Annotated in this window: 29 protein-coding genes and 1 riboswitch; of the genes, 20 read left to right on the forward strand and 9 right to left on the reverse strand. The window is 34.8% G+C overall.

Annotation, left to right across the window (positions count from 1 at the left end):
• Nucleotides 1-165: 165 nt before the first annotated feature.
• The 5 genes from K5S59_RS23165 (at nucleotide 166) to K5S59_RS23185 (ending at nucleotide 5,108) form a co-directional block, all read left to right on the forward strand.
• Nucleotides 166-987: a DUF4430 domain-containing protein gene (locus tag K5S59_RS23165; protein WP_098872633.1), complete on the forward strand. Its 822-nt coding sequence runs from the start codon at nucleotides 166-168 to the stop codon at nucleotides 985-987.
• Nucleotides 988-1,014: 27 nt separating this feature from the next.
• Complete coding sequence (locus K5S59_RS23170) at nucleotides 1,015-1,893, forward strand: energy-coupling factor transporter transmembrane component T (protein ID WP_098872632.1); 879 nt, start codon at nucleotides 1,015-1,017, stop codon at nucleotides 1,891-1,893.
• Nucleotides 1,866-3,527: an ABC transporter ATP-binding protein gene (locus K5S59_RS23175; RefSeq protein ID WP_174718028.1), complete on the forward strand. Its 1,662-nt coding sequence runs from the start codon at nucleotides 1,866-1,868 to the stop codon at nucleotides 3,525-3,527. The genes K5S59_RS23170 and K5S59_RS23175 overlap by 28 nt, the downstream gene beginning before the upstream one ends.
• The gene (locus K5S59_RS23180) at nucleotides 3,500-4,201 is read left to right on the forward strand and encodes an ECF transporter S component (protein WP_120450533.1); all 702 of its coding nucleotides are present in this window, start codon (nucleotides 3,500-3,502) and stop codon (nucleotides 4,199-4,201) included. Before K5S59_RS23175 ends, K5S59_RS23180 begins: the two co-directional genes overlap by 28 nt.
• 184 nt (nucleotides 4,202-4,385) lie before the next feature.
• Entirely contained in the window at nucleotides 4,386-5,108 is a 723-nt protein-coding gene (locus K5S59_RS23185) for a YwiC-like family protein (RefSeq protein WP_000779955.1), read from the forward strand.
• Between the two features lie 32 nt (nucleotides 5,109-5,140).
• Here the strand turns inward: K5S59_RS23185 and K5S59_RS23190 are convergent, their stop codons facing one another.
• The gene (locus tag K5S59_RS23190) at nucleotides 5,141-5,332 is read right to left on the reverse strand and encodes a hypothetical protein (RefSeq protein ID WP_000544998.1); all 192 of its coding nucleotides are present in this window, start codon (nucleotides 5,330-5,332) and stop codon (nucleotides 5,141-5,143) included.
• Nucleotides 5,333-5,454: 122 nt separating this feature from the next.
• A riboswitch (SAM riboswitch) is annotated at nucleotides 5,455-5,553 on the forward strand.
• 40 nt (nucleotides 5,554-5,593) lie between these two features.
• Between K5S59_RS23190 and K5S59_RS23195 the strand changes: the two genes are divergently transcribed.
• The 4 genes from K5S59_RS23195 (at nucleotide 5,594) to K5S59_RS23210 (ending at nucleotide 7,503) form a co-directional block, all read left to right on the forward strand.
• Nucleotides 5,594-5,911, forward strand: coding sequence for a hypothetical protein (locus K5S59_RS23195; RefSeq protein ID WP_033656149.1), 318 nt, complete (start codon nucleotides 5,594-5,596; stop codon nucleotides 5,909-5,911).
• Between the two features lie 253 nt (nucleotides 5,912-6,164).
• Complete coding sequence (locus K5S59_RS23200; protein WP_098258501.1) at nucleotides 6,165-6,554, forward strand: SWIM zinc finger family protein; 390 nt, start codon at nucleotides 6,165-6,167, stop codon at nucleotides 6,552-6,554.
• Between the two features lie 23 nt (nucleotides 6,555-6,577).
• Entirely contained in the window at nucleotides 6,578-7,153 is a 576-nt protein-coding gene (locus K5S59_RS23205; RefSeq protein ID WP_001101663.1) for an NAD(P)H-dependent oxidoreductase, read from the forward strand.
• A complete protein-coding gene (locus tag K5S59_RS23210) occupies nucleotides 7,150-7,503 on the forward strand; it encodes a hypothetical protein (protein WP_001002335.1) in 354 nt (117 codons plus the stop codon). The genes K5S59_RS23205 and K5S59_RS23210 overlap by 4 nt, the downstream gene beginning before the upstream one ends.
• A gap of 40 nt (nucleotides 7,504-7,543) precedes the next feature.
• Here K5S59_RS23210 and K5S59_RS23215 read toward each other — a convergent pair whose 3' ends face one another.
• On the reverse strand, nucleotides 7,544-8,890 hold the full coding sequence (locus K5S59_RS23215) for a short-chain fatty acid transporter (RefSeq protein ID WP_000490004.1): 1,347 nt from the start codon (nucleotides 8,888-8,890) through the stop codon (nucleotides 7,544-7,546).
• Nucleotides 8,891-9,152: 262 nt separating this feature from the next.
• On the opposite strand from K5S59_RS23215, the gene K5S59_RS23220 reads away from it, so the two are divergent.
• Both K5S59_RS23220 and K5S59_RS23225 read left to right on the forward strand, forming a co-directional pair.
• Nucleotides 9,153-9,824, forward strand: coding sequence for a hypothetical protein (locus tag K5S59_RS23220; protein WP_001044243.1), 672 nt, complete (start codon nucleotides 9,153-9,155; stop codon nucleotides 9,822-9,824).
• Nucleotides 9,825-9,867: 43 nt separating this feature from the next.
• A complete protein-coding gene (locus tag K5S59_RS23225) occupies nucleotides 9,868-10,302 on the forward strand; it encodes a hypothetical protein (protein WP_120450532.1) in 435 nt (144 codons plus the stop codon).
• A gap of 92 nt (nucleotides 10,303-10,394) precedes the next feature.
• Here the strand turns inward: K5S59_RS23225 and K5S59_RS23230 are convergent, their stop codons facing one another.
• Nucleotides 10,395-10,940, reverse strand: coding sequence for a transcriptional regulator (locus K5S59_RS23230; RefSeq protein ID WP_000066857.1), 546 nt, complete (start codon nucleotides 10,938-10,940; stop codon nucleotides 10,395-10,397).
• A gap of 122 nt (nucleotides 10,941-11,062) precedes the next feature.
• Between K5S59_RS23230 and K5S59_RS23235 the strand changes: the two genes are divergently transcribed.
• The 3 genes from K5S59_RS23235 to K5S59_RS23245 are packed head-to-tail and all read left to right on the forward strand — an operon-like array spanning nucleotide 11,063 to nucleotide 12,989.
• Nucleotides 11,063-11,302 carry a PLD nuclease N-terminal domain-containing protein gene (locus K5S59_RS23235; protein ID WP_001175974.1) on the forward strand — a complete coding sequence of 80 codons (240 nt, stop codon included), beginning with the start codon at nucleotides 11,063-11,065 and terminating at the stop codon, nucleotides 11,300-11,302.
• Complete coding sequence (locus K5S59_RS23240; RefSeq protein ID WP_098258504.1) at nucleotides 11,299-12,204, forward strand: ABC transporter ATP-binding protein; 906 nt, start codon at nucleotides 11,299-11,301, stop codon at nucleotides 12,202-12,204. Before K5S59_RS23235 ends, K5S59_RS23240 begins: the two co-directional genes overlap by 4 nt.
• Complete coding sequence (locus K5S59_RS23245) at nucleotides 12,201-12,989, forward strand: ABC transporter permease (RefSeq protein WP_120450530.1); 789 nt, start codon at nucleotides 12,201-12,203, stop codon at nucleotides 12,987-12,989. The genes K5S59_RS23240 and K5S59_RS23245 overlap by 4 nt, the downstream gene beginning before the upstream one ends.
• 53 nt (nucleotides 12,990-13,042) lie before the next feature.
• Here K5S59_RS23245 and K5S59_RS23250 read toward each other — a convergent pair whose 3' ends face one another.
• The 3 genes from K5S59_RS23250 to K5S59_RS23260 form a co-directional block, all read right to left on the reverse strand.
• On the reverse strand, nucleotides 13,043-14,299 hold the full coding sequence (locus K5S59_RS23250; protein WP_120450528.1) for a serine hydrolase domain-containing protein: 1,257 nt from the start codon (nucleotides 14,297-14,299) through the stop codon (nucleotides 13,043-13,045).
• A gap of 100 nt (nucleotides 14,300-14,399) precedes the next feature.
• Complete coding sequence (locus K5S59_RS23255; RefSeq protein WP_001190340.1) at nucleotides 14,400-15,599, reverse strand: MFS transporter; 1,200 nt, start codon at nucleotides 15,597-15,599, stop codon at nucleotides 14,400-14,402.
• A gap of 15 nt (nucleotides 15,600-15,614) precedes the next feature.
• Nucleotides 15,615-16,031 carry a MarR family winged helix-turn-helix transcriptional regulator gene (locus K5S59_RS23260; RefSeq protein ID WP_000343670.1) on the reverse strand — a complete coding sequence of 139 codons (417 nt, stop codon included), beginning with the start codon at nucleotides 16,029-16,031 and terminating at the stop codon, nucleotides 15,615-15,617.
• Between the two features lie 174 nt (nucleotides 16,032-16,205).
• Here K5S59_RS23260 and phaZ point away from each other — a divergent pair, with 174 nt between their 5' ends.
• The 4 genes from phaZ (at nucleotide 16,206) to K5S59_RS23280 (ending at nucleotide 18,911) form a co-directional block, all read left to right on the forward strand.
• Complete coding sequence (gene phaZ / locus K5S59_RS23265) at nucleotides 16,206-17,123, forward strand: intracellular short-chain-length polyhydroxyalkanoate depolymerase (protein WP_073515647.1); 918 nt, start codon at nucleotides 16,206-16,208, stop codon at nucleotides 17,121-17,123.
• Nucleotides 17,124-17,183: 60 nt separating this feature from the next.
• The gene (locus tag K5S59_RS23270) at nucleotides 17,184-17,417 is read left to right on the forward strand and encodes a hypothetical protein (RefSeq protein WP_000546485.1); all 234 of its coding nucleotides are present in this window, start codon (nucleotides 17,184-17,186) and stop codon (nucleotides 17,415-17,417) included.
• 113 nt (nucleotides 17,418-17,530) lie between these two features.
• Complete coding sequence (locus K5S59_RS23275) at nucleotides 17,531-18,727, forward strand: MFS transporter (protein ID WP_000062790.1); 1,197 nt, start codon at nucleotides 17,531-17,533, stop codon at nucleotides 18,725-18,727.
• Complete coding sequence (locus K5S59_RS23280) at nucleotides 18,711-18,911, forward strand: NETI motif-containing protein (RefSeq protein WP_000166305.1); 201 nt, start codon at nucleotides 18,711-18,713, stop codon at nucleotides 18,909-18,911. The genes K5S59_RS23275 and K5S59_RS23280 overlap by 17 nt, the downstream gene beginning before the upstream one ends.
• A gap of 100 nt (nucleotides 18,912-19,011) precedes the next feature.
• Here K5S59_RS23280 and K5S59_RS23285 read toward each other — a convergent pair whose 3' ends face one another.
• Complete coding sequence (locus tag K5S59_RS23285; RefSeq protein WP_000323205.1) at nucleotides 19,012-19,422, reverse strand: DUF4279 domain-containing protein; 411 nt, start codon at nucleotides 19,420-19,422, stop codon at nucleotides 19,012-19,014.
• A 354-nt stretch (nucleotides 19,423-19,776) separates the two neighbouring features.
• On the opposite strand from K5S59_RS23285, the gene K5S59_RS23290 reads away from it, so the two are divergent.
• Entirely contained in the window at nucleotides 19,777-20,235 is a 459-nt protein-coding gene (locus K5S59_RS23290) for a VOC family protein (RefSeq protein WP_000616177.1), read from the forward strand.
• A gap of 115 nt (nucleotides 20,236-20,350) precedes the next feature.
• Here the strand turns inward: K5S59_RS23290 and K5S59_RS23295 are convergent, their stop codons facing one another.
• Nucleotides 20,351-21,451 (reverse strand): S-layer homology domain-containing protein, encoded by a 1,101-nt coding sequence (locus K5S59_RS23295; protein ID WP_098258508.1) that lies wholly within the window; start codon nucleotides 21,449-21,451, stop codon nucleotides 20,351-20,353.
• Between the two features lie 439 nt (nucleotides 21,452-21,890).
• Here K5S59_RS23295 and K5S59_RS23300 point away from each other — a divergent pair, with 439 nt between their 5' ends.
• A complete protein-coding gene (locus K5S59_RS23300) occupies nucleotides 21,891-22,223 on the forward strand; it encodes a DUF3895 domain-containing protein (RefSeq protein ID WP_073515641.1) in 333 nt (110 codons plus the stop codon).
• Between the two features lie 98 nt (nucleotides 22,224-22,321).
• Here K5S59_RS23300 and K5S59_RS23305 read toward each other — a convergent pair whose 3' ends face one another.
• Nucleotides 22,322-23,029, reverse strand: coding sequence for a DNA alkylation repair protein (locus tag K5S59_RS23305; RefSeq protein ID WP_120450527.1), 708 nt, complete (start codon nucleotides 23,027-23,029; stop codon nucleotides 22,322-22,324).
• Nucleotides 23,030-23,178 lie beyond the last annotated feature (149 nt).

Consider the following 23,178-nt stretch of genomic DNA (forward strand, 5'->3'; position numbering starts at 1 on the left):
TTAACGGGCAGTAAGACCCCCAACTCAAAAGTTAGCGAGTGCGAGGAAGTTAGGGGGAGATTAACTGCCCGTAAAAGCCCGATTGGTTCAACTAATAATAAGTGGGGGGTGGAAAAGCCCCCCACTTATTAAAGTTTCACTTTATTATGAAAGGTGAGAGACAACATGAGTAAGATGAAGTGGTTGATTTCTTTAATGCTTTCACTTGGGCTACTTGCCGGATGTGAAGAGGCAGCTGTAAATCCTGAGAAGAAAGTAGAACCAAAGCAAGAAGAGGTTGCAAAACAAGAAGAGAAAAAAGATGAAGCGAAACCGGAAGAAAAACAAGCTGAACAAGAGCAAAATAAGCAAGAAGAACAGAAAGAGAAACAAGAGCAAAAAGTAGAAGAGAAGCCGAAAGAAGAAAAGCCGCAGGCACAACCGGAAGTAAAGAAAGAAGAGAAACCTCAGGAACAGCCTGCCGCTACTAAGCAACCAGAACAACAAAAAGCACAAGAAGAGAAACAACAAGAGCAACCGAAAGCACCAGAAGTAAAAGAAGAAGCGAAGGTTGTGAATCAGCCGAAAGAAACACCGAAGCAGGAGCAAAAGGTTGATCCGAATAAAGAGGAGAAAACGATACCGACTCCGGCAGTACCAAAGCCAGTGCCACCTAAACCAGATACAGTACCAGAACCACCTAAACCACAAGCAAAACAAGTCACTATCTCAGTAAAAGGTAATAAAGGGTACTTATTAGGTGCGAAAAAAATGGATGTACAAGAAGGCGATACTGTTTATAAAGTATTACAGCGCACAGGTTTAGATGTGGATGCAATGGGTTCTAAAGGTGATATTTACGTAAAAGGTATTAATGATTTATATGAAAAAGATGTAAACGATAATAGTGGATGGAAATATCGTTTGAACGGATCGTTTCCAAACTATAGTGCGGGTGTAGTTACAGTGAAGCCAGGAGATACAATCGAATGGGTGTATGTATACTAAAATAAGAAAGGCATTCGGTAAAGGACTATGAAAATAAGTTTTTCTTCTTTACATCCTTTTGTGAATTTTTTCTATTATATCGGGGTGATGATACTATGTATGATGTGTCTTCATCCTCTTTTTTTAATTGGAGCAATACTATTAATCGTTATTTTAAATGTGATGCAAGGGAATAGCGAAAAGATAAGAAAGATGTTACCGAGCACAGTCGTTTTCTTTTTTATGGTCATTTTATTTAATTCGTTATTAACGCATAGAGGTCGAACTACGTTATTTTGGTTAGGGGATAGCCGTATTAAGCTTGAGGCGATTATGTTTGGAGTAGTAATGGGGTTATTACTAGTTGCGATTATGTTTACGTTTGCTTCGTATAATGATATTATTTCAAGTCATAAATTTTTATATTTATTTTCTAGAATTTCACCGAAAGTAGCATTGTTAACGATGATTACAGTGAGGTTTGTTCCTTTGTTTATGAGGCGATTACAGAAAATAACACTCGTCCAAAAAACGAAAGGTGTACAAGTAGATGCAGGTTCAATTGTAGAACGAGTGAAAAACGGTATGCAATTGCTGCAAGTATTATTAATTTGTTCGTTAGAAGATGCGCTGCAAACAGCAGATTCTATGCAAGCTCGTGGATTTGGTGTGACGAAGCGTACGACATATATTCGGTATAGAATGGAAAGACGCGACTGGTACACGCTCAGTTATTTAAGTATTCTACTTATAATTGCTATTGTATGTAGTACGTATGGCGGAGGAAAGTTAATCATTTATCCGAAAGTCGAATCTATTCTATTTCAGCAATACGATGGAATGATGTTTGTCGTATTTACGATGTTTATTAGTCTACCGATTATAATGGAAGGAAGGGAGTGGATATGGTGGCGCATGCAGAAATAAACAATTTATCATTTGTATATGCTGATGAAAACAAATATGCGTTACAGCATATTTCTCTTTCTATTCAAAAAGGAGAGTTTATTACACTTGCCGGCGGATCAGGATCCGGGAAGACGACTTTATTAAAACATTTTAAAAAGGAATTACTTCCAATCGGTACACGCTCAGGAGAAATTTTTTATGATGATGTTTTATTAGAGGAAGTACCAGATTTATTATCTGCACAAGAAATTGGCATGGTATTTCAAAATCCAGAAAATCAGCTCGTAATGGATACGGTCATTCAAGAATTAGCATTTTCTTTAGAGAATGTTGGATTACCATCATATATTATTCAAAAACGAATAGCAGAGCTCATTAGCTTCTTAGGATTTCAAGATTTATTGCACCAATCTGTGCATACGTTATCTGGCGGGCAAAAGCAGCTTGTCAATTTAGCTGCCGTACTAGTTATGCAGCCAAAACTATTATTATTAGATGAACCAACAGCGCAGTTAGATCCAATTGCAGCGAAGGAATTTTTAGGATTGTTAAAACGTATTAACGAAGAACTTGGCATTACGATCGTTTTAAGTGAACATCGTTTAGATGAAGTGATACCACTTGCTACGCGCGTTATTTGTATGAATAATGGCCAAATCGTATATGATGGTAATCCTAAAACGGTTGTAGCGAACATGTGGGAAGTTGAAAAGTTCCGTCCATTTATTCCGCAAATTCCAAGATTGTTTTTAGAGTGGAATGCAAGAGATATTCCGTTTACAGTGCGAGAAGCGCAAATGCAACTGAATCATTCTTCAGAGATATCATATGTGAATGAGCCAATAGCACAAAGTGAAAAGCGAGAAGTCATTTTAAGTGCAGAACATATTTCGTTCCAATATGAAAAAAATAGTCCGCATATTTTACGAGATTTAACCGTATCGATTGAAAAAGGAAAATGGGCAGCTCTCGTTGGAAAAAATGGTACAGGTAAGTCTACACTGTTAACGATTTTAGCTGGATTGCAAAAAGCGAGAAGAGGGAAAGTAAAGTGGAATGGGAAAGTGATACATAAAATTGATTCGAAAGAACGATTTAAAAGGATCGGGTATGTATCACAACATCCGTACTATCATTTTACATTTGATACAGTGTGGGAAGAAGTGTATGAACGTGCACGTGAATTATACGGAGAACAAGGAAAAGAAATAGCAGAAGATATGTTGGAGAAGTTTTGGTTGTACTCGCTTAAAGAACGCCATCCGCATGATTGTAGTGGGGGAGAGCAACAACTACTTGCGTTATGTACAACGTTATTATCAAAGCCAACTTTATTATTACTCGACGAACCGACAAAGGGACTAGATCCATGGAAAAAAGAACGAGTAGGAGAGCTATTTAGGAAGTTACAACAAGAAGGTACAACTATTGTAATGGCAACGCATGATATTGAGTTTGCAGCAAAATACGTTGATCAATGTATGATGTTATTTGACGGAGCAGTTATTATGAATGATGCACCGAAAGAGTTTTTTAGTGGAAACTTCTTTTATACAACATCTATCAATCGATTCATTCGAAAAGAGTTGCCATATGCATTAACGTGGGAGGATGTGTACGAAGCGTGTCCAAACGATATGTTGCATTCATAATATGTATTTTTGCAGTTATAATAGGCACATTACTCTTTACGACACTTATCATGGATGGTTATTACATGTTAAGTAGTTTGTTTTTATTAGTTGTTATTATGTTACCTTTCTATATCCGCTTTGAAAGAAAGGCGTTTGTTTCACGTGAAATTGTTCTCGTTGCTGTGTTAGCAGCAATTGCAGCAGTTAGCCGTGTACCTTTTTCTCTTTTACCAAGTGTACAACCGACTTCTTTTGTCATTATCGTTTCTGCGATCGTGTTTGGGAGTGAAACTGGTTTTATGATCGGGGCAACAGCGGCTATCGTATCTAATATTTTTTTAGGACAAGGTCCGTGGACGCCGTGGCAAATGTTTTCATGGGGGATGATTGGTTTTATAGCTGGATTATTACGTAATACATTTTTAATGAAAAAGCTATGGGGAAGACTCCTATACGGATTATTTGTTGGATTTTTATTTGGCTGGATTATGAACTTCTGGGGGCTTCTCGGTTTTATACAGGAAGCAACGTGGGAAACAGTTGTCGCGTACTATGTTGCAAGTTTTTATTTCGATTTGAGCCATGCAATTTCGAATGTTATTTTCTTACTATTATTTAGTACGTCTTGGATTACGATTCTTACGAGATTCAAAAAGAAATATGGCATATTAGATAAGCATAACATGGCATAGAAAAGCATATTCATATAAGGTAGGGTCGCGACTTACATATTCGTTTGCCTCTTTCATGCTTCTTACATATTGTAAGGAGCATTTTTTATTGTCAAAAAATCGATTCAATATACGTCGGCTATTATATAAAATTATTTGTATAATAGTATGTGAGAACTATTTTCAAAAGGGAGGTGTATAGTTAATGAAGTTAGTTATTCCGAAGCAACACGGTGCATGGGCCATGCTCGTTATACCATTTCTATTAAGTATCATACTTGGGAAACCTACTATGTATCATATTCCATTATTTTTAGCTTGGTTCTTTATCTATTTAGCTACGTATCCATTTCTTACGTACATAAAGCAAAGACGAAAAAAAGAGTATTTACATGCAGCAATTGTATATTTTATCGTCGCTTTCGTATTTGGGATGATTTCTCTATTATATGAATGGCGCATTCTTTTATTCGTAGCAGTAATGATTCCATTATTTATAGTAAATATGTATTACGCCTGTCAAAAGAATGAAAGAGCGTTACTAAATGACATTAGTGCGATTATTGTTTTTTGTATTGGTGGTTTAGTTAGTTATTATTTTTCAATGAAACTTATAGATAAAACAGCACTATTTATTGCGCTTATATCATTTTTATATTTTTTAGGAAGTACGTTTTATGTGAAAACGATGATACGTGAGAAAAATAACCCGAAGTATCGTTTTATATCATGGGGGTATCATATTCTATTAACAATCATCGTATTTGCTATCAATCCGTGGTGCTCTCTTATTTTTATACCGAGTGTCATTCGGGCAATTATGTTGTACGGTAAAAAGATTTCTATTATAAAAGTAGGTATTTTAGAAATTGCTAATTCTGTATATTTTTTAATTATAACGGCAATAATTATGAAGTATGCCATTTGAAAAAACTTCCCACCTTATGATGGGAAGTTTTTTCAATCTTGTTCTAAAATGTGAACCGTGTAATCACAACGTTGAATAGCTTGTTCGATCGCATAAAGGGATTGTTCAATACGTGCGCGATTAAAATCTTTTTCAACAGTCTGTAGTGCTGCTTCTAAACAATGTTTTGCTTCTTGTAATGATTGAAAAGAATCTTGTACATATCCGCGAGCATTTTCGTGCATTGCATATTCCTCCTTGCATATTCATATATGTATAGTATGAACAGTAAGGAATAAAATATTATTTGTTATATTTGTTTGACAATTAAAATGAAATTACGTATAGTAAGAATTAAGTGAATATTTTCTTATCCAGAGAGGTGGAGGGACTGGCCCGATGAAACCCAGCAACCGCGATGCAGGTGCTAATTCCAGCAGAACAAATTTGTTCTGGGAGATAAGACGAAGATATATACGTAACTTCTTCTTATCGGAGAGGTTTTTTTGTTGCAAAAAAACCGATTACGAAAATTTATATTAAGAAGAAAGGGGTTGCGCATTACTGTGACACTCGAAAAATACGTAAAACTGCGTAGTACAGTTTATGAATATATGATAGAGCAAGATAAGCCAATATCATTGTTAGATATTCAAGAACATATCGTTTCGCATCATGAAGGAAAATTCACGAAAAAGATGTTACATCAATTTTATTTATCAAGACTATTAGATGAACTGAAACTGGATGGGAAAATTACATTAGCTGATGAATATCTCTATACTGAAAAAGGGGTATTATATAAGGCGGGAAAAGGGAGCTAAGCTCTCTTTTTTTTGAAGTATGTAGAGTAAAAGACTGCTTAAGCAGCCTGATACAAGGGAATGGTGTTGAGTGTGTAGTGTCAAAGATTGAATGTGCCTGAAAGAGGCACTTCGTATCGGCTGCAAATGAAAAGAGACACCTCCGCCGAATAGGTGTCAGTCGTTTTGTCATATAGACTTGCTATTTGACAGTTATTAGAATAACATGCGCAGGTTTGGAAGTCAAAAGGGAATTAAAGGAAGAGGTGTTGTTATGTACGCTTACTTATTACATGATATAACGAAATGGATGCCTAAGTACATTATGGATAAAGGGTATGAATATTATGAAGAGGGACATGTAGAGGATGTTGAAATACAAGACAAGAAAATATTTGCTTTCGTTACTGGAAATGCAGGGAACTATGAAGTGATTATTGATCTTGAAGACTTTACAGAAAGTAGCTGCGAATGTCCATATGAAAACTATTGTAAACATATGGCGGCAGTTGTTTATGATATTCAAGGCACTGGTGAGAGTACGGTGAAAGAGAAACTGAAAGATTTAGAAAAAGAAGAGTTACTAACCGTATTAAACCGTTTATTACAAAGCTCAAAAAACGTGCAAATTGTAGAGAAGATGTTAAAGAAGGGGAAACTTTAACTTATAGAGGGAGTTGTTTTGTAGTGAATGTACTAATTGTATACGCTCATCCTAGTCCTTCCAGTTTTAACGCGGCGATTTTAAAGCATGTGCAAAAAGGATTACAAGAAACAGATCATTCGGTTACGGTACTTGATTTATATAAAGAACAATTTGATCCAGTCCTTGTATTTAATGAAGAGAAGAAAAGACGTGATTTAGTAAATGAAGAAGAGACAGCTTGGTACAGAACGTTAGTGGAAGAAGCAGATACGCTTCTCTTTATATATCCGATATGGTGGTGGGGGATGCCTGCTATTTTAAAAGGGTTTATCGATCGCATTTTCGTTGCTGGATTTGCTTATAAATATGAAGGAGCCCTGCCGAAAGGATTATTGAAAGGGAAGAAAGCGTGGGTGATTAATACGTTAGATTCACCGTTATGGTACGTCGCACTACTATACAGATCAGCGGATTGGATTATGATGAAAAGAGGTGTGTTACGTTTTTGCGGCATTCGCGATATAAAACGATCTGTTTTTCAATCTGTGAAAACGAGTAAACGAGAGAAGCTGGAAAAGTGGTTATTACAAATAGAAGAAAAGGCTCGTACATTATGAATGAAATCGAACGTATAATAAAGTGTTGCAATTATGATAACGAACTTTTTCGTACATATATTAATTGCTTAGTCCAATTGAAGAACTGTAGTGAAATGTTTCAACAAATACAGATTCAATTAAGAAATGATTATTTAATAAGAGGAATCTGTGAAAGAGAAGTGGATGAGGTAGTAAAAGGAAGTAAAGAATATGATACATATTTTCTTCCTAAAGCATTACAGTGGAATTTCCTTAAAAACAATCCACATTTAATTGAAAAAGTATGTGAAGACTTTTTTGCATTTGAGGCGTTATATCTTACGGATATAGAGTGGGAGGTCGTAATAAATTGCGTGGGAAATGAGTGATTTATTATGTAAAAAAGCTAGTATAAAACTAGCTTTTCGTTTAAATAAATAGGAAACATAGACTAATGATAAATCCTGCATATAGTAAGTTAACAACGCAAAATCCCATAATATCACGAGCACCTAAACCAGCTATCGCTAATGCCGGTAATGCCCAGAATGGTTGAATCAAATTCGTCCAAGCATCGCCCCATGCAATTGCCATTGCTGTTTTTGCAGCAGGTACACCAAGTTCAGCGCCAGCTGGAATCATAATGGGTGCTTGCACAGCCCATTGACCGCCACCAGATGGAACGAAAATATTAACGATGCCAGCACTTAAAAAAGTAAAGAGCGGGAAAGTCGTTTCGTTTGAAATGCTAATAAAGAAATTCGAAATAGCTCCTCCAAGTGAAAGTCCTTCACTATTTGCTCCAATCATCATCCCCATAATTCCTGCATAAAACGGAAATTGAAGTAAAATACCAGAAGCACTTTTCGTAGAGTCTGAAAAAGCGCGAATATATTGAATCGGAGTACGGTGGAAAATAAGTCCAGCAATTAATAACATAAAAATAACGATGTCTAGCGTAAGGTTAAAGCCTTTCGTATAAAAGTAATTGAAAATATAAATGAGACCTAACAATCCAACGCAAAGTGTAATAATGATGCTATTTTCCATTTTTTCAGCGAACGTATTGTTCCCTACTTCTTGAGCGGCAGCTTCTTCATGGAATACGCTAGGATCTACCGTTATCGTATGTTTTTCATCTGGATGCATCGCTTTATTAATGAGAGGCATCGTAACGAGAAAAATAATAACTGGTACAAGTGCGTATGGTGAGAATAGCGTTTCTGTTATTGGAATCGCTTCTTTAATACTTCCAGCTGTCGTTTTAATTAACGTTTCACCGCCAGTTGCTAACGTAAGAGGAATAGAAGCAGAAAGTCCCGCATGCCAAATGAGAAATCCAGAGTAAGAAGAAGCAATGGCTAGTCTATAATCTAATCCTTCCAGCTGCCGTGCCACTTCTTTTGCATATAAAACAGATACAACAATACCAAATCCCCAGTTTATGTATGCCCCTAGTAAACTTACGATTGAAATGGCAATAATACCTTGTCCATTGGTTTTCGGTAGTTTTGCCGCTTTCGTTAACCCTTTTTTAATGAGGGGAGCATTTGCTAAAGCAGATCCTGTCACGAGTACAAGTGCCATTTGCATAGAAAAGGCGAGTAGTCCCCAAATTCCATTACCCCAATGATTAATCATTTCTACAGGCGTTTGGTGCGTTGCAAACATGCCGAAGAAGATAACAAAAACAGTTAATAAACATGATAAAATAAACGGCTCTGGCAAGAAACGTTGCACTAAGGCGACGCAACCATTTGTAAAAGAACGAAACAAAATAGATCAACCTCCTTATGTATATGTATTACAATTATTCGAGGTTATTTTGGGATTACCTTTAATATACTGAAAAATAAGATAATTATACAAGTAGAGAAAATAAGAGCAAGATTATTGCGAATGTACTACTATAGCATATATATGTTTAGTATTTACACCAAAAAACACAAAGGGAATTCAAAATAACTATTGATTTGAAATAATATCAGTTGTAAAATAGTAGTTAATATTCTTAATTTTGGGAAAAATGGGTGTTGTAATGAACAAAACGAAATTGTTTATTGGATCTTCTTTAATGATTGCTATGTTAAGCACATCAGCTTTTCCAGCTTCTGCGGATTCCCTAGTTACAAATGATATTACACAACAACAAAAACCAATTAATTTATTATCAAACGAGGAAATTCCTGGAGTTAAAATTATTGATATTACTAGAGAACAATATGTTAAAAACGTAGCAAAGAATGAAAATATCTCATATAAAGAAGCTGATAAACTTGTTTCTGCTAGAACTGTTCAAAGTTTAAGTAAAATAAACCCTACTGCTGCAGCTAGTAGTAATGTTGTTTGGAGACAAGCTTCTTGGACACAAACTTATTCTGGAAATTCTAGTTTTAAAGCTGATTTAGAAGGTAGTTTTGAAATTTATTCTTCTGGATCTTTTAGACAAATTAATAGCTCTACTGTTGGTTCTTCTCTTTCTGCGGGTAAATATTCTGCTACTTGGGCACAAAGTAATTCTTGGAAGACAACGGCATATCCAACGATTAGTGTGACATTGGGAGTAACGGGTAAATTTTTTACAACAGTTAGTAATTCAGGTGGAGTAAGTGGTGGGATTGCAGGATTTTCAGTTAGTAGTACTAGTACTACTAGTGTTACGTACGTTTCAAATGGTATGACAATTCAAAGAGAATATAGTGTTTACTAATAGGTGGTAATAAATCGATGAAAAAAAATGTGGAATAATCATATTGTTTTTGTTTTTTATTTTGAGTGCTTGTTCTAGTAAAAATAATACTACTTTTAAACAAGCAGATATTGAAAAGGGAATAGTGTATGAATTACTTTCTAAAAATACAAATACGAACACTGAAATATCTTATAAAATAAAAATGACGAATAATACCGATTATGTTATTGCGCAAAATAATGTTATGTTTTCATTTCCTAAATCCCCAACGAAATCTGGTCAAACAACTAATCCATTTAAAGTGTTAGCGAAAGGTAATAAATTAAATATTAAACCTGGGGATAGTGTTGTTTTGGAAGTATCATTTTCTCCTGATTTTTATTCTGAATTTAAAAATACAGAAGTGTCTAAAGCAAATCTGTATATAACGGGTTATATCGATAAATTAGCTGATGAAAATCATTTTGATTTTATTAAAAGTATTAATTTAGATTGAAAAAGTGAGCTATTTAACATGTTAGTGTTGAGTAGCTCACGTTTATTTAGAAGAATGCACTAAGTTAGACAGGCAAAATAGGGGTATGTAGTTTACGTTTCTGGAATAATTGTAATAGCGACAGTCCGAACCGGAGCCTCTTTTTCGTCACCTTTACTTTGGCTATTATAGTACTTAATCATTAATTCGTTAAGTTCGTTTTGAAATTTTCCAAAGTGTTCTTCATCGAGCTTTAATTCCACAACAGAAAAAGTAGCCTTATCTTCTTGACTGTTTTGTTCCTCTAATTTCTTAAGGTAACTTTGATATTGTGTCATAAGTGATAACTGATAATAAGAAATGTAGTTTAGCTTTTCATCATCACATAATCCTTTCCACTCACTTCCTTCAATTTTTGCATCTTCTTCATTGATTGCGTAATATTTTTCAGAAACAGATTTCACCTTTTTTTCGTTAATTACATGGACGATACCAGAATCAACCATAGTTTGTAGCTGTCTATATAGTGTTGCTTGTGGTACATTTTTAATGATTTTTACCATTTCTAATGGTGTTAGTCCATCTTCTTTATTTCTCATTAATACTTGGCAAATCTTCATTCTTACCGGATGCATTAAAATTTCAACTTTATTACTCATTATATCACCTTATGTATTGTTTTTTATTCTCATTATAAATAATGAGAATAATGATTGCAATCCATCCGTTTTTATTTTATCATTATCAATAATGATAATGAGTTTAGAAAGGAATGATAAAAATGCAACTACATTATGGATGGAATGATCTTAAAGACATGGATATTATGGCGTTTCTCCCAATCTTATTGCCGGTTATTGTAGTCGGGGCACTTTTAGTTTCCATTGCATTAATTGATTTATACCGAAATAGAAAAACAAGAAAAAATGTACTTGTATGGACGCTAATTATTATCTTTGTTAACTTATTGGGACCTATTCTGTACTTTGTTATAGGGAGAAAGGACGGTGAGAAATTATGAAATTAGAGATTAGAAATGTAACAAAATCATTTAAAGGAAAAATTGCTGTCAATACTTTCTCGATGGAACTGCAATCAGGAGAATGTGTAGGGTTAATCGGACCAAATGGAGCAGGGAAATCTACATTAATAAAAGTGATTTCAGATATTATTAATCCAGATGTTGGTGAAGTGTTATTGAATGGGATAAAAATATCAAAAATGAAAAGGGAAATTGGCTACTTACCCCAATACCCTAATTTTTTTCATTGGATGACGGCGCGAGAAACTCTTATGTTTATGGGGCAACTTTCTGGAGTGAGAAAAGAGAAATTGTCAAAGTCGATACCAGAAATTTTGGAGAAAGTTGGATTAAGTGGAGAAGAAGGGTCAAAGGTGAGTACCTTTTCTGGAGGAATGAAACAAAGACTCGGTATTGCACAAGCATTACTACATAAACCTTCGCTTATTGTCATGGATGAACCGGTATCTGCATTAGATCCAATAGGTAGAAGGGAAGTGTTAAATCTGATTGAAGAAATAAAAAAAGATACGACCATTTTATTATCAACCCATATATTAAGTGATGCAGAAGAAATCTGTGAACGGTTTGTCATGATTAAAAATGGAACAAAGATAGAAGATACAACAATTACTGAGCTTTTACACCGCAATAGCGAAAATAAATTAATCATTGAAATTACAGCTAAAGATCGAGATTGGATTGATGTTGTAAAAAAATTACCGTATGTGAAGGATGTAGAAGTGATAGGACTTAAAGTCAAAGTGAAGGTTGAGAGTATCGAAATAAATAAAATTATGTTACTGCAAAATGCCCTCGAGCATAAAGTTGACCTCGTTAAATTTGAAGTAAGCCGCGATACTTTAGAAGAAATTTTCTTGAAATTGGTGGTGCAAAAATGAATAACTCAATGATATTAATAAAAAAAGAATGTGTTCAAATGTTACGTGATTTTAAGATCATTTGGCTACCAATTGTTTTTATATTTTTAGGAGCAACACAGCCAATAGTAACGCATTACTTACCATCCATTTTAGGAGCATTAGGTGGAGGGCAGGGAATTACCATCGATTCGAGTATGGCAGCACAAAAAGGAGGCGAAGTACTGGCGAGTACTTTGGGTTCTCAGTTTGATCAGCTCGGACTTATGATTCTGGTAATCTCTATGATGGGTGCCATTCAAACAGATAAAGCTAACGGTATGTTAGCCTTTATTTTAACAAGACCTGTTACGGTTACTTCATATGTAGCTGGGAAAATAGTATCAAATTATGTAATAGTAGCGCTTAGTGTAATGATTGGATACTTTACCTCTTATCTATATACAAACTACCTTTTTACTATTGTTCCGTTTTCGTATATGATTACTGGATTACTATTTTATTTAATTTGGGTTCTTTTTATCGTATCTTTCACAACAATGATAAGTGCTATTTTTCACAGTCAAGGTATTATTGCGCTAATTTCAATTGCTTTTCTTTTAGCTTGTAGAATAATCGTCGGTTTGATTCCAATAGTAGATCAGGTTAATCCAGCCAGTATGAGTAAACATGCAATGGAAACGTTAGTCACGGGGGTAGTAAATTCAAATGCAATAATTACTGGATTACTAGCTATAGTTTGGATTTTATTGACACTCTTCGTAACGTATTATTGGATTGCTAATAAAAAGTTTAATTATGAATAACTTTGATGAGGGTAGTGGCTTCAAATAAAACACCCCAACAAAAAAAGCTTCCACTACTGTGGAAGCTTCTCTAAATGATGTGCAATATCAATATACATATTTGAGTAAACAGAATGTATTTCATTACTTGGTGTAGCGTTAGAAGAGAAGTGGACAATGACCATATTTGCTTTCGGATCGATGTAAAGTATTTGTCCGTAACTACCTAACACTTCAAAAGCACCTTGTTCGTTGTGCGGTATCCACCATTGATTATGATAAGAAATGGAAGCTCCAGGGCCGACTGCAAGTTCACCTTCTTGGACATTTTTTATATCTTCAGTAATAGAAGAAGGGAGGATTTGTTTTCTGTTATATTCCCCGTTGTTTAATAGTAATTGCCCGAATCTAGCCATATCTCTAGCAGTTGCATTTAAGCCAGCGCTTGCTTGTTCTATTTTTGTTTCATCGGTAACGTAATACGCGTGTTCTTCCATACCAATTTGAGACCATATGCGTTCGCTAACATTTTCTGCTAATGATTTACCCGTGATCGTCCGAATAACCCAAGCGAGTGTTTCGGCTGATCCGTTATCGTAAGAAAAATCGGAACCAGGCGGTGCAGTTTCTTCTGCTTCTCGTAACATATCATAAATCTTCATTGGACCTTCGTAGTTTTTGCCCCGAGGTAAAATATTGCTCGCTAAATATAGTTGTGCATCTTGATTTTCTAACGCTGGATGTTCGTATCCATGAGTAGGATATTCTACAGAAACTTGCATGTCCATTAATTGCTGAAGTGTGGCATTACCGAACGGTGTATTTTTTAATTCTTTTATATATGTGTTAGCTGTTTTTTCTAAGTCAATACGGTTTTCTTCAGCGAGAGATTGTATAATTGCCCCGGTAAAAACCTTCGCTAATGACGCCATACCATGAGGTTCACTCTCGTTATACCCGTTGAAATATCGTTCATAAACAAGTTTCCCATTATGTACAACGACAAAAGCATCTGTTTTATTATCGTCTAAAAGTTTTTTTAGAGGAGCCGTTCCAAATCTACGCTCCACAGTAAAATCGTCTAAGTTTTGCGATGCAGTAGGGAAGTGGAAAACGTGATCCGGGTTATTTTTCACTTCGTTAATTAAAGTGAATTCTTTCATATGTGTATACGACCAACGTAAGTACGGGTCATCTAACCAATTTTTCTTCGTCACGTTGTTTTTCGATGGGATTGTTTTATTATGTTTGAAGTATGTAAAACCGAGCCCTGTAATTACAAATATAAATGTGATTATGAGTAAGAGTAGGGGAGATTTTTTAAGTTTCATAGGGGTCCCTCCTTTTTATTTCTATTATAAGTATACGCTTCTAGTGAAAGAAATACAAAATAAGGAAAGTAAACGGGGAAGTTTACTTTCCTTATTCATGTTAAGCGGAAACTTTTCCGTCTGTATGTTGTTTCTTGAATTTTTGTTTTCGTCCGTGTAATCCATAATAGAGAAGTAAAGTGAAAGCAACGATAATAGCTGCGATAAAATACATATTATGATAACTTGATTTCGCTGCGACAATACCTAAAATGAAAGAACCAAAACCGAGACCACTATCAAAGAATGAGAAGTACGTAGCTGTCGCAGAACCACGTCGATGGTTTGCGGCGGCAGAGATCGCAATCGTTTGGAAACTTGGAATTAATGTTCCGTAACCTAAACCGATTAACATACCTGCGCCAAGGAACCAAAACGGAGTTTGCGCTTGGCTTAAAATGAACATCCCAATTGTGAAAATAATGATAGCTGGGTAAACAAGTACATTTTCACCGAAGCGATCAAAAATCTTTCCAGTAAATGGACGAGAAATTACAACAACGAGTGCATATACAATAAAGAAGTAACTAGCAACTTCTCCTAAACCGATCTCTTTCGCATAAATAGGAATAAAGGATAAAATACCACTATAAGAAAAGGCTAAAACAAATCCTGTCAGAGCGATCGGAATAGAAGATGGTTCAATTAAGTCCTTCCATTTCATTTTTTCACGTTTTTGTTTGCTTACTGGCACTTCATGCGGAATATTTACAAGTAGTCCTAATAAAAATGCAAGCAATGAAAATACGGAACAAACGATAAATAGTACAGTAAATGAAAAATGAGAAATAATTGTTAAACCTAAAAAAGGACCAATTACCATCGGCAAACTCATGAATACGCCGAAATAGGCCAGTGCTTCGCCTCTTCTATGAGCTGGCGCAACATCTGTGACAATCGTACCAGTTGCAGTTGTTGCCATACCGAACCCAATACCATGTAAGAAGCGAAGGGCAAGTAATAAGAATAAACTTTGTGCACCGAAATACATAACAGTAGCAGCTAAAAATAATGACAGTGAAATAAATAAAATTTTCTTTCTCCCTAATTCATCAAGCCATTTTCCTGTAAATGGTCTACATAAAACAGATGAAATAAGAAAAACAGTTGCAACTAAACCAATTTCCTCAGGTTTTCCTTTTAGACCGTCTATTACATAGACAGGCAAAGTAGTCATAAGCATATAAAATGTTAAGAAGAGAAATAGACTACTAAAACAAGTTCCGAGGAAATCCTTCGTCCAAAGTTTTTCACTTTGCATCGTCATCCCTCCAATTTAATCTAAATTTTTAATAATTTGTTGTAACACTTGAAATGCTTGGTGTAACTCATCTTCGTTAATACCTTCAAGTGTCTTTTCTTCAAAAGTATCAACTTCTTCTTGCCATTTCGGAATCATTTTTATCGCTGTTTCTGATAAAGAAATGAGCTTCTCACGGCGATCTTTTCCTTCAGTACGAATAATCCAACCCATTGTCTCCATACGTGTTAACGTACGAGTCATCGTTGGTGATTCAAGATTTAAATACTGACATAATTCTGTTTGCGTACAAGAACCGGTTTGATTAATGCGGAAAATAACAGCCCATTGCGCACTAAATAGCCCAGTTGGAGATACGCGTTCATTAAATTTCTTTGTGAATTTTCGAGAAGTCTGGCTGACAATGTGAAAAAAATGTTGTTTTTCGTCCATATAGTTAGATCCTTTCAAATTAGTTACCTAGCTAACTATATACTTTTTTATTATAATTGTCTAGTAATAGACATGTTGATTTATGTAAAAATTTCGTATAGGTTTTAAGTTGAGAACATACATTCTGCGTGTTATTCTTTAAGTAAGTAAAGAATTTTCTTTCTATTAAAAAGAATGGGGGAACTTGTGATGATTAAGCCTGCAACAATGGAGTTTGTTTCACTATCGAACGGAGAAACGATTGCGTATCAGGAAGTTGGAAGGCAAAATACAGAAATTCTTGTACTCATTCACGGGAACATGACATCGTCACAACACTGGGATTTAGTTATTGAAAAGTTGCAAGATCAATACCATATTTACGCTCTTGATTTAAGAGGATTTGGCCAATCAACATATAATCAATCGATAGATTCATTACAAGACTTTGCAGAAGATGTAAAACTATTCATCGATCAATTAAAACTAGAGAAATTTTCATTAATGGGCTGGTCAATGGGCGGTGGTGTTGCGATGCAATTTACAGCGAATCATCCAACGTTTGTCGAAAAGTTAATTTTAGTAGAATCAGTGGGCATGAAGGGATATCCAATTTTTAAAAAAGATATAAACGGGCAGCCAATCGTATCAAGTTTAGTAAAGACGAAAGAAGAGGTTGCACAAGATCCCGTACAAATTGCTCCAGTGCTAGATGCGATAAAGAACATGAATAAATTATATTACCGTACAGTATGGAATCTATTAATATATACACATAATCAACCTGAACCGGATCGTTATGAAAAGTATTTAGACGATATGTTAACACAGCGTAATTTCGTAGATGTGAATTATGCGCTCATTACATTTAATATTTCGGATGAACATAACGGGGTTGTAGAGGGAAATAAGAAAATTCATCATATTAAAGCTCCAACACTCGTCATACAAGGTGACAGAGATTATGTCGTACCGCAAGTAGTCGGTGAAGAATTAGCAAAACATTTGCCGAATGCAGAGTTGAAGATATTAGAAGATTGTGGGCACTCGCCGTTTATAGACTGCTTAGATGTATTTATTAAGCATGTAGAGGATTGGTTAGAAGAGAAATAATCCCCGAAAGTAAAAGTATTGCATATACTATAACATTGTAGGTAAAAGGGGAGATTATCCATGCATCATCCGTTCTTAATTGCCCATTCGCCATATAATCATCATTTATATACAAAAATAATGATCAATCCGCTGTATATGCAAGTTTCACCAGCTGTAGTTCCTTTACAAATGCAGTACCCGCAGCCACCAATTGCTCATGCACAGCAATACGTGTATGAAACTGCTTTTTATAAACATCCGTATTTCAAGCAATTCCATAACAATGTGAAAGCGCAAGTATGGGAAGGATAAGAAGCTAAAAGAATCATTCTTTTAGCTTCTTTTTTATTACGAATATTCGTACACGCATTTGAAGAAACAGTTTATAATGAAAGGTGGACAGCGTGAGAAGGAGAGGGAAAGAGATGTCAATGCGTTTTACGTTTTGGATTATGGTTGGAATTGTAGCAATCTCAGGTTTGTCACAAGGGATGCTCTTACCGGCCATTGCAATGATTTTTGAACAAGAAGGGGTAAGTTCAAGTATTAACGGTATTCATGCGACGGCGCTATACATTGGGATATTAGTGATCTCACCGTTTCTTGAAAAACCGATGCAAAAGTTTGGAATGAAGCCAATTATCGTTATTGGTGGGTTTCTCGTTATTATTTCATTATTCTTTTTTACACAAACTTTTTCATTTTGGGTATGGTTCGTTCTTAGATTTTTAGTTGGAGTCGGAGATCATATGCTTCATGTCGGAACACAAACATGGATTACGACAACATCAGACCCAAGTAAAATAGGGAGACAAGTATCGATATACGGTGTATTCTTCGGAATTGGTTTTGCCGTTGGTCCGTATTTAGCAAGCACTGTTCAGTACGGTCTTGCAACACCATTTATTATATCTACTATACTTTGCTTAATAGGTTGGCTTTTACTACTGCCAACGAAAAATGCATTCCCAGCGCAAGATGAAAGAGAAGTGAAGAGTGAATCATCATTTTCTCGTTATAAACAAGTTGTTGGATTAGGATGGATTGCACTGCTGGGACCACTTGCATACGGCGTACTGGAAGCTATGTTAAATAGTAACTTACCAGTATACGCGCTTCGTAAAGGATGGTCTGTTTCAGATGTTTCCTTCTTATTACCAGCGTTTGCAGTTGGGGGCATTATTACACAAATCCCACTCGGTATATTAAGTGATAAATACGGAAGAGATCGTATTTTAACGTGGACGTTCAGCATAAGTACGGGTATTTTCTTACTTGCAGCAGTATTTGATCAATATTACTGGATCGTCTTTGCCTGTATGCTGTTAGCTGGTATGGTCATTGGATCGTGCTTCTCATTAGGTCTTGGATTTATGACAGATTTATTACCGAGACACTTATTACCAGCGGGTAATATATTATCTGGAATCGCCTTTAGTTTAGGAAGTATTATGGGACCTGTATTAGGAGGCGTATTTATAGAAAAAATACAGTATACAAGCTTTTTTATTGCGGTTATGATTATAATGGGAATTCTCGCAATGGTATATATCGTCTACATGAAGAATCAATTCGCATCAAGAAAAATAGAAAGTAGGTTAGGGCATGACAAAACAACCTAATAAAAAGAAATTTGAAGTACTCGAAAATGAAACAATTACAGACTGCTTAGCACGTATGGAACAAGAAGGCTATGCACCATCACGTCGCATGGAAGAGCCAATCTTTCATGAAGTGAAGAAAAACGGCAAAACAGAAGTTGAACCGTGTGGTAGAAAGATTGTTTTTGAGGGGAAATTGAAGTAAGCAGTTATATAAAAAGAATTTGCTTTTGTGTACAAGCGAGATAAAACATAGAGTCACATAAAAAACGCTGTTGATTTCAATATCAATAGCGTTTTTGTTTTTAACAAATATATAGATCAAAATGAATTTCTGCTTGAATGGAACTAGCAAAATTAATAATCTCTTTTTGTAAATACATTGTGGGTGATTCGTTATTCTCCACTTGAATCACTACCATAAAAAGAAACTGTAAATCATACTTCTTCTTGAGATGTTTTAATTGTTCTGTTTTTCCTTCAATGGATTTTAGAATAACATGCAACTGATTATTTATATCGTAGGACTCTTGGTATCCAGTGCTTAAAGTCCAATCCGTCTCTTTTCTATATAGGGTTTTGGTGAATACAAGATTCGGATTATCATGTCTTGCAACAACATCTCCTTTTTTATAATTTCTTGTAGGCTCGATACTTAGGGCCTCAGTAATTGCTTCAAGAGGGAATATATCACCCGTTGCACTAAAATAAGCCATAACTTTGGTTTTATCCAGAATGGTTCCTCCTCTATTAATAAGATGTTAATTTTATTACATTATAAAAATTTATAAATGTAAATAGAATTTTTATCCTACTATTTGTGGACAGCAAAGCTTCTAATGAGAGGAAAGTAGGTGAGAGCCAATTTTCCATAAAAGCATGATCAGTGTGTGGGAATAAAACCTCACTAGTTTCATTGTATTGAATTCCGGTGTTGGGACATTAGGATACCTATACCTTTGTAGGAAAGAACAATTATACAAAAGTAGGATGTTTAAAAATATAATTATTTGTATGATAAAAACAAAACATATTTTAAAAATCAGAATGTAGAGGAGGGAAAATATAATATGATACAAAGCATATATGAAACTCATTTACATGTAAGAAATTTAGAAAAGGCGATAGATTTCTATCAAAATAAGTTAGGTTTAGCATTAGCAAAAAAACTATCGAAAAGACGAGTTGCGTTCTTTTGGATAGGAGAAAATAAAAAACAAATGCTCGGATTATGGGAAGTACATACGAATGAAGAGTTTGAGACGAAACACTTCGCTTTTCGTGTAGATTTAGAGTTTTTAAAGACTTCAAAATTATGGTTAGAGAAGCGTGGAATAGAGGTAGTAGGAAGTCAGGGGAAAGGAAATGAAGAGCCGATTGTCCAAAGGTGGATGCCAGCTGCAAGTGTATATTTTCTAGATTGTGATGGAAATAAATTAGAGTTTATTTCTATGTTATATGATGATCCAGATGAATTAGAATATGCAACGTATTTAAGTGAATGGGATGCAGAGCACAAGGGAAAATAAAGTTAAACTTTAATTGGAGAGTCTTAATAGATAGGAACAAAATAAAATCCCTCAAGAAAAGGCATGTTCTTGAAGGATTTTTTATGCTTTATATATTTATATTGTTTGTAACTTATTAATTATATTCATGATTAGATATTTCAGCGCGTTGAATATAACCATCAGAGAAGCTGAAATAAAGATAATAGCTTCCTCGATTATATATAAAGCCTTCGCTAGTCATATCCCCTCCGATTTCATCGGGTTCACCAAACCACTCTTTTAATTCATTGATAGTTATATCCATTTTTACCCATATATGTCTTGCGTCCGAAGGGTACATGTCAATATTATAATCGCCGTATACTGCTATATTAGGTGCATCACATTCTGTACATGGTGCTTTTTTCAAAACATCAGGCGCTCCAAATTCATTTTTCACATCAGATATATCTTTACCCAATACACCTAATTTAAATGGACCAAACGTCCCATTCTGTAAAGCTGTTGTTAACATTTGTTTCATTTCTTCTTTTGTATTAATGTTGAAATTATAATCTCTGTTTTTTGCTATTGCATTATATAAAAATTGCGCATACTGCTCACGTTTCACAATCATGTTTCCGTTAAAATTACCTGATTCGTCACCTTGTGCTATACGGTTACTACGCACTGCATTTACAGATTCATAGGCCCAATGACCTTTTGGTACGTCTTTAAATTTTCCTTGTTCTTTTGATTCTAAATGAAATGCTTTTTGTAATATTACTGCCATCTCATACCGAGTTAATACATCATCTGGGCGGAATGTACCTGTGCCATCACCTTTCATAATGCCAGCTTGGGCAATGGCTTTAATATCTTTTTCAAACATATGATTTGTAATATCACTAAACATATTCCCTTGTTTATCGTCTGCTTTTAACCCTAAATATCGATTGACTAAAGATGCTACCTGTCCTCTAGTAACATTGTCTCCAAAACCAAATTTTCCATTTCCATATCCCTTATAAATCCCTGCTGATGCTAAGTAATCGATAGCAACTTTTGACCAGTGGTCCTTTGGTACATCTGTAAATACAGTGTCATTATTGCTAACTACCGTATAGCTTTTTTCATTAACGTTTGTTTTCGTAGTTGTTTCTGCATTTACTGTGCCTACCATCGTTGTAGTTGCTAGTGCTGCGGTTAGTACGAAGCCTAAAAACTTTTTAACTTTACTTGTTTTTCTGCCCATTTGTGAACCCCCTTGTTATATGAAACGAATTGAATAACCTAAACATTTAATATAATTTAATGTTTACATCGTGATTATAACATGTAATTAATGATTGTTTACCATAAATTTCTATGGAATAAATAACTATTTTACTAATCTGCATGCAACTTAATCTCACTATCTGTAAATATTCATCTCTATTTAAAAAATGGTATTTATAAATCCATTCAACAAAATCATTTAAATTCCTTTTCGCTATTTGTGAACAGTAAAACGCTCCTTTTTTCAATCTACGATAGAAGATAGAACATGTATTTGGTATAATCAAAACATACTATATGAAACGATGTACATGAGTTTGATATTTATGTAATAAGGTAAGTACTACATAACAATAACTATGCTATAGGATTCAGTTCATGTTATACAAATTAATCGTTAGAAAGGAAAAGGAGTAATGAATCAAATTTCATTTGAAGATTTATTTGAAGAAGAAAACGAAAAAGAAAAAGTGGAGGTAGCTGAAATACCAGTACCTTTATCGCCATTGCAAAAAGATATATTGGAATTAATGGATTCTGAAGAAATAAGTGCACTTGAGCTATGTGAACAATTAATACGAGCTGGAAAAATATCAGATGAAAGATTCACAACGAATAAGCCGAAAGCATATGGAGAAGTATGCTTACTATTAGAAGGTTTTGTTAAAGAAGGAAAGCTTATTTTTGTCAAAAGTGATGAGAAAAGAGATAGGGTTTATAAATTGAATGAAGAAATGTTTAACGCATAAGGTGTACAAGAAGGGATGAATAATTTCCAGGGGGAGTTCATTCGTTTTTCTCGTCAAAAAGGTGTCAATCTTGCTTAGATTGACACCTTTTTGATCATTTAACATCTAACATACTTACGTTTGAAACCAAGTCTTCCTCTATCAAGTTCTTTCTGAATACTTTCTGTAGCATTTAGCAAACTGTTCTTTTTATTTTCACGTTTTATTTCAACTATACCAACCTCTCTTGCGATTTCGACTGCCTTTTCATGTAGTGGTACATATGAAATTGCTACCGTGTTTAGGAAATTATTCATAGCGGATTTTGTTCGTTCTGGCGAATCATGGATTGTATTTTTCACCATTTCAAGCATAGCGGCAATTTTGCTTTCGGCAAATTCGTTGTCTTTGCGATTTCCTAAAAGCCAACAGTAGCAACTCCAGCCTGCAGACATTCTAAGCTCGTCCCCACTTGCAATCCATGTATCAGCAACATCTTGTGCAATATTTGATTCGGATAAAGTTACTGCTACTACATAATCGGACAACATATAAAAATACGCTCCGTCTATCCAGCGATCAAAATCAGACTCATTCATAGCTTTTGGATCGGCAATAATGCCTGCAAAGTACATAGCATCGTAGTTGCCTGTGGCATAAAGTTCTTCAGCTAATTCTTGATTTATTTTTATTTTTTTCGCGATTGGTTTCATAGCACCTGTAGCTACGCCGAAAACTGGCTCGTGCGCACCGTTAGATATGTATATTTTTTTCGTTCTTTCTTTACCAAGGACCTCAAGCTCTTGCATAACTGTTTTAAAATCCAAAGCTGTGCACTTCCTTTCTTAATGTAAAGACCATTTTAATTGTGAGCATCTAGCCTATATTTTTTAGCATGTCTTCCATACTTCTCAATTTTAAGTCTTATGTGGGTAGGATGTCTACTTTGTGTCATTTATCAATAATTCAGTTAGTT

The organism is Bacillus sp. BML-BC051 (assembly GCF_019656175.1).
In the GTDB taxonomy this organism is placed as follows: Bacteria; Bacillota; Bacilli; order Bacillales; family Bacillaceae_G; genus Bacillus_A; species Bacillus_A mobilis.

Coding starts and splice junctions, on each gene's coding strand:
- K5S59_RS23165 (WP_098872633.1), top strand. CDS start 166: ATGAGTAAGATGAAGTGGTTGATTTCTTTAATGCTTTCACTTGGGCTA.
- K5S59_RS23300 (WP_073515641.1), top strand. CDS start 21,891: ATGAATCAAATTTCATTTGAAGATTTATTTGAAGAAGAAAACGAAAAA.
- K5S59_RS23240 (WP_098258504.1), top strand. CDS start 11,299: ATGAAATTAGAGATTAGAAATGTAACAAAATCATTTAAAGGAAAAATT.
- K5S59_RS23280 (WP_000166305.1), top strand. CDS start 18,711: ATGACAAAACAACCTAATAAAAAGAAATTTGAAGTACTCGAAAATGAA.
- K5S59_RS23170 (WP_098872632.1), top strand. CDS start 1,015: ATGAAAATAAGTTTTTCTTCTTTACATCCTTTTGTGAATTTTTTCTAT.
- K5S59_RS23255 (WP_001190340.1), bottom strand. CDS start 15,599: ATGCAAAGTGAAAAACTTTGGACGAAGGATTTCCTCGGAACTTGTTTT.
- K5S59_RS23200 (WP_098258501.1), top strand. CDS start 6,165: ATGTACGCTTACTTATTACATGATATAACGAAATGGATGCCTAAGTAC.
- K5S59_RS23275 (WP_000062790.1), top strand. CDS start 17,531: ATGTCAATGCGTTTTACGTTTTGGATTATGGTTGGAATTGTAGCAATC.
- phaZ (WP_073515647.1), top strand. CDS start 16,206: ATGGGGGAACTTGTGATGATTAAGCCTGCAACAATGGAGTTTGTTTCA.
- K5S59_RS23235 (WP_001175974.1), top strand. CDS start 11,063: ATGCAACTACATTATGGATGGAATGATCTTAAAGACATGGATATTATG.
- K5S59_RS23210 (WP_001002335.1), top strand. CDS start 7,150: ATGAATGAAATCGAACGTATAATAAAGTGTTGCAATTATGATAACGAA.
- K5S59_RS23260 (WP_000343670.1), bottom strand. CDS start 16,031: ATGGACGAAAAACAACATTTTTTTCACATTGTCAGCCAGACTTCTCGA.
- K5S59_RS23295 (WP_098258508.1), bottom strand. CDS start 21,451: ATGGGCAGAAAAACAAGTAAAGTTAAAAAGTTTTTAGGCTTCGTACTA.
- K5S59_RS23285 (WP_000323205.1), bottom strand. CDS start 19,422: ATGGCTTATTTTAGTGCAACGGGTGATATATTCCCTCTTGAAGCAATT.
- K5S59_RS23230 (WP_000066857.1), bottom strand. CDS start 10,940: ATGAGTAATAAAGTTGAAATTTTAATGCATCCGGTAAGAATGAAGATT.
- K5S59_RS23245 (WP_120450530.1), top strand. CDS start 12,201: ATGAATAACTCAATGATATTAATAAAAAAAGAATGTGTTCAAATGTTA.
- K5S59_RS23190 (WP_000544998.1), bottom strand. CDS start 5,332: ATGCACGAAAATGCTCGCGGATATGTACAAGATTCTTTTCAATCATTA.
- K5S59_RS23290 (WP_000616177.1), top strand. CDS start 19,777: ATGATACAAAGCATATATGAAACTCATTTACATGTAAGAAATTTAGAA.
- K5S59_RS23220 (WP_001044243.1), top strand. CDS start 9,153: ATGAACAAAACGAAATTGTTTATTGGATCTTCTTTAATGATTGCTATG.
- K5S59_RS23250 (WP_120450528.1), bottom strand. CDS start 14,299: ATGAAACTTAAAAAATCTCCCCTACTCTTACTCATAATCACATTTATA.
- K5S59_RS23270 (WP_000546485.1), top strand. CDS start 17,184: ATGCATCATCCGTTCTTAATTGCCCATTCGCCATATAATCATCATTTA.
- K5S59_RS23185 (WP_000779955.1), top strand. CDS start 4,386: ATGAAGTTAGTTATTCCGAAGCAACACGGTGCATGGGCCATGCTCGTT.